8 protein-coding genes are annotated in these 2956 nt (G+C 37.8%); all 8 read right to left on the minus strand.

The genetic code is table 11. From position 1 onward, the window contains the following. Window positions 1–289 (minus strand): HNH endonuclease (locus tag FC24_RS11795; protein ID WP_057874580.1); only part of this gene is annotated, 289 nt, incomplete at its 3' end. A 139-nt stretch (window positions 290–428) separates the two neighbouring features. Continuing rightward, window positions 429–764 (minus strand): hypothetical protein, encoded by a 336-nt coding sequence (locus FC24_RS11590; protein WP_057874581.1) that lies wholly within the window; start codon window positions 762–764, stop codon window positions 429–431. Next, entirely contained in the window at window positions 751–900 is a 150-nt protein-coding gene (locus FC24_RS11525) for a hypothetical protein (protein ID WP_157059115.1), read from the minus strand. The genes FC24_RS11590 and FC24_RS11525 overlap by 14 nt, the downstream gene beginning before the upstream one ends. Window positions 901–1052: 152 nt before the next feature. Continuing rightward, on the minus strand, window positions 1053–1487 hold the full coding sequence (locus tag FC24_RS09190) for an ArpU family phage packaging/lysis transcriptional regulator (protein WP_057874582.1): 435 nt from the start codon (window positions 1485–1487) through the stop codon (window positions 1053–1055). A gap of 118 nt (window positions 1488–1605) precedes the next feature. Then, window positions 1606–1809 (minus strand): hypothetical protein, encoded by a 204-nt coding sequence (locus tag FC24_RS09195; RefSeq protein WP_057874583.1) that lies wholly within the window; start codon window positions 1807–1809, stop codon window positions 1606–1608. Between the two features lie 19 nt (window positions 1810–1828). Then, window positions 1829–2245 (minus strand): hypothetical protein, encoded by a 417-nt coding sequence (locus FC24_RS09200; protein WP_057874584.1) that lies wholly within the window; start codon window positions 2243–2245, stop codon window positions 1829–1831. 1 nt (window position 2246) lies between these two features. Beyond that, window positions 2247–2453, minus strand: a complete 207-nt coding sequence (locus FC24_RS09205) for a hypothetical protein (protein ID WP_057874585.1) — start codon at window positions 2451–2453, stop codon at window positions 2247–2249. Further along, on the minus strand, window positions 2454–2831 hold the full coding sequence (locus FC24_RS09210; protein WP_057874586.1) for a hypothetical protein: 378 nt from the start codon (window positions 2829–2831) through the stop codon (window positions 2454–2456). Window positions 2832–2956 lie beyond the last annotated feature (125 nt).

A 2956-nucleotide genomic window follows, 5' to 3' on the forward strand; every position in this document is an offset into this window, starting at 1 on the left:
ATCGCTTAGACCAATCTTCCCTCAATTCAACTTTATGATGGACAATTAAATTTTTGTCATTCACAATCCCTTTTTTAAAGCATTCTTGGCAAAGATAATTATCACGTAATAATACTTGTTTTCGCAGTTTCTTCCATTCGTTCGAATGATAAAAGTTTGTAAATTGATTATTATTATTATTTCTTCGGACGAAATTGTTATAAACTTTTGTGTTTTGTCTTTGCAAATCTTTCAATTCGTTCTGCGAATAATTTTTATTTCCTAATCTCACTTTTGGTTGCTTAAACATAATTGATTCCTTTCAGCTTTAAGTTTACAACTAAACTCAATTAGCAATTAGACCTTAATGCATAACGATTTATACACTCAATGAATCTCAGATCTTTATTACATTAGAACCAAATACACTGGAAGCTAGTACTTTGCAACTAAAGTTTTTCAGCTTTCTGATACCATAGTTTTCTTAAAAAATCATAATCGACAATGTCTCTATCAGTAACTTGATATTTAATTCCTAAACGATTGACCCATCGCTGCAGCCGCCGTATCACACGGGGGATAGGCTCGCCGTAAACTCTATACCTCGGCCACATTTCGTGCAGTAAAGTATTGGCCAGTTGCTGGCCTGATCCTATATGGCCTAAGTACCGATCGCATTTTCCACACTCGTCGCAATACAACTCACCCTGTGTTAGTTTGGCATCATCTAAGTAATAACTTCCCAGATGACTTTTATATAAATATTGAGGCTTAAACTTTGTCATTGCCTTTGCACCTCGGTTTATTGTTTTGCTCTTTACTCTGACAATGCTTAGCCTGTCGTTTAAGGTCACGATCAATCTTGGCCAACAAATTGCGTTCTTGCCAACAAGCGACCGTGCCGTAGTCCGTTTGCCGCATGCTGGCACCGCCTTATTTAAATTTAGGTATAAAAAAGCGCCCTAATAAAGGACGCTTACTCATACAAACTTGCTTATATTAACAGTATACAATGCTGCTATGCCGAAAGTCTGCCGTTTCATTGCCGGATTTTTGCCGATTTATTGCCAGAATTATGCCGGATTATTGCCGGTCACGTAGACTACACAGTTAAGGTAATGTGCAATGGCTAGCAACGCTTTACCCTTACGCTCAGTATAGGTCGACGACGAAATGTCTAGCGCGTCCATGGCTGTCATATCCGGATGCTCTGTCTCTAGCCCCTGACAGTAGCGTACCCTTAAAAGCTGTTGATGCGATTGCTTGGGTAATGCCGCAATGGCGCGATCAATGTAGCTAACAAACTTACTACTCTTTTCTTGTCGTACCAAGCGCTCGACTGCATAAGGATCTCGCTCTGCTGTACTGGGAGACGATCCATCACCCCAGTGGCTCGTGATTTTAGGGTTTACTGGCATTTTGGCAAAATAAGCTTTTTCGCGATATTGCATTAAAAACTGTTCAGCGCTTAATTTAGTCTTGGCCTCATCAATTGGTAGTAGCTCCATGCACCACGCCGCCCTTTGTGTTATTATAAATTGTATTAGGTGTTTAGGGCGGCCAGCGATGGTGGCTTTTTTATTTACCTTAAATTAGCTAATCTGTTTACTTAAAGCAACGAATGACTTACTCGCTAGCTTTTAATTCTTTTTTAGGCTCAGTCAATAGCATTACCCTGCCACCTAATTTATTAGCTACAGCTTCTGCTGATTCATAATTGTCATAAACCTTAGCGCGCATCCAATTAGCAATTAAAACTACCCTTTTAGGCCCATTAATAAAAACACGATAATCATAAAACCACAAATTTCCCACTTTAACTACATACATATTTAAAACTCCCATCTTACTATTTGTATTTAATAATTAAATCTCTCCCACAAAAAGGACAAAACTTAAAACCCCGTTGTCCAATTTCGTCATTACTTACATTAATTGCTCCAGTTGCAACACCATTAGCAAATACTCGATGTTCTCTCTTACAATAGTCGCATCCTGTATTTACAGGTCCGTTTTGTGTAGTAGTCTGATCTCTAGCTTTTACATTTTGATTAACGTAACTCGGGCTCAAGTAGCTCATATAGTATGAGTTACGATTTTTAGCTTTAATCAGAAATTTATAAGAACCCATTGTGAGTGGGCTATCAGAACCTCTAGCTACATTACTGCAACCAATATAAATCATCACTCGATAAGCGTGATAATCCAGAACAACTTGTCCAAGTTTAAAGCGATTTTCATCAGGATCCTCAGATTGATATGCCATATCACAGCAACCTCCTTTTATAAAATTGAGAATAATACGTGCCGGCATCTAAGGATAAAAACGCTGCTGCAATAATTTTAAGTTCTTCAAGTTTAACAACAAATCTTTTGCCATAAGGATCAATCCCAGTTACCCACACAGTCGTTTCATCATCCCTTAATAACTCAGACGGGTCTTTAAGCTGGCAATATGGATATTCATTTTTCATTTAGTCTTCCTCTACATTTTCAATTTTTATCTGGGAATCAAATGTGTTATTTATCTCTTTCGTTTCTGACTTAATCTCGCTAATGATTTTTTGAACTTCGGACAGTGTTGATCTAATAGTCTTTAAAGCCAAATTAGCAGCTGCCTCATAACTATCCATATCAATACCACATATTACAGGTTCATGTTTAACCCAAGGGTACAATCGGGCCGGCATTTTAACGTTGAGTCTATAGGCAACTATAAAATCGGCAACTTCATTTTCATCCTCACTACGTTCGCGTTTAAGGCTGATTGTAACTTCCCAGCCTGCCCTTACGTATGCTTCTAAAACTGCTGTCTTTTTATATATATTTAATGCCTTATCCGTTATTTTCATTATTCTACCTCCGACATTAAGCAATAATACGGACATAATCAGACTTGATTTCTTCAGCTAATTTTTTGATAAAATATTCTTTGATTTTTTGAATGGCATCATTGCGCCAGTAGCCACCATCGCTC

This window comes from Loigolactobacillus rennini DSM 20253 (assembly GCF_001436505.1).
GTDB classification, from domain to species: domain Bacteria; phylum Bacillota; class Bacilli; order Lactobacillales; family Lactobacillaceae; genus Loigolactobacillus; species Loigolactobacillus rennini.

Bases quoted from the DNA above. Each gene is read 5' to 3' on its own strand.
- FC24_RS09205 (WP_057874585.1), bottom strand. From the start codon at position 2,453: ATGAAAAATGAATATCCATATTGCCAGCTTAAAGACCCGTCTGAGTTA.
- FC24_RS09210 (WP_057874586.1), bottom strand. From the start codon at position 2,831: ATGAAAATAACGGATAAGGCATTAAATATATATAAAAAGACAGCAGTT.
- FC24_RS09195 (WP_057874583.1), bottom strand. From the start codon at position 1,809: ATGTATGTAGTTAAAGTGGGAAATTTGTGGTTTTATGATTATCGTGTT.
- FC24_RS09200 (WP_057874584.1), bottom strand. From the start codon at position 2,245: ATGGCATATCAATCTGAGGATCCTGATGAAAATCGCTTTAAACTTGGA.
- FC24_RS11590 (WP_057874581.1), bottom strand. From the start codon at position 764: ATGACAAAGTTTAAGCCTCAATATTTATATAAAAGTCATCTGGGAAGT.
- FC24_RS09190 (WP_057874582.1), bottom strand. From the start codon at position 1,487: ATGGAGCTACTACCAATTGATGAGGCCAAGACTAAATTAAGCGCTGAA.
- FC24_RS11525 (WP_157059115.1), bottom strand. From the start codon at position 900: ATGCGGCAAACGGACTACGGCACGGTCGCTTGTTGGCAAGAACGCAAT.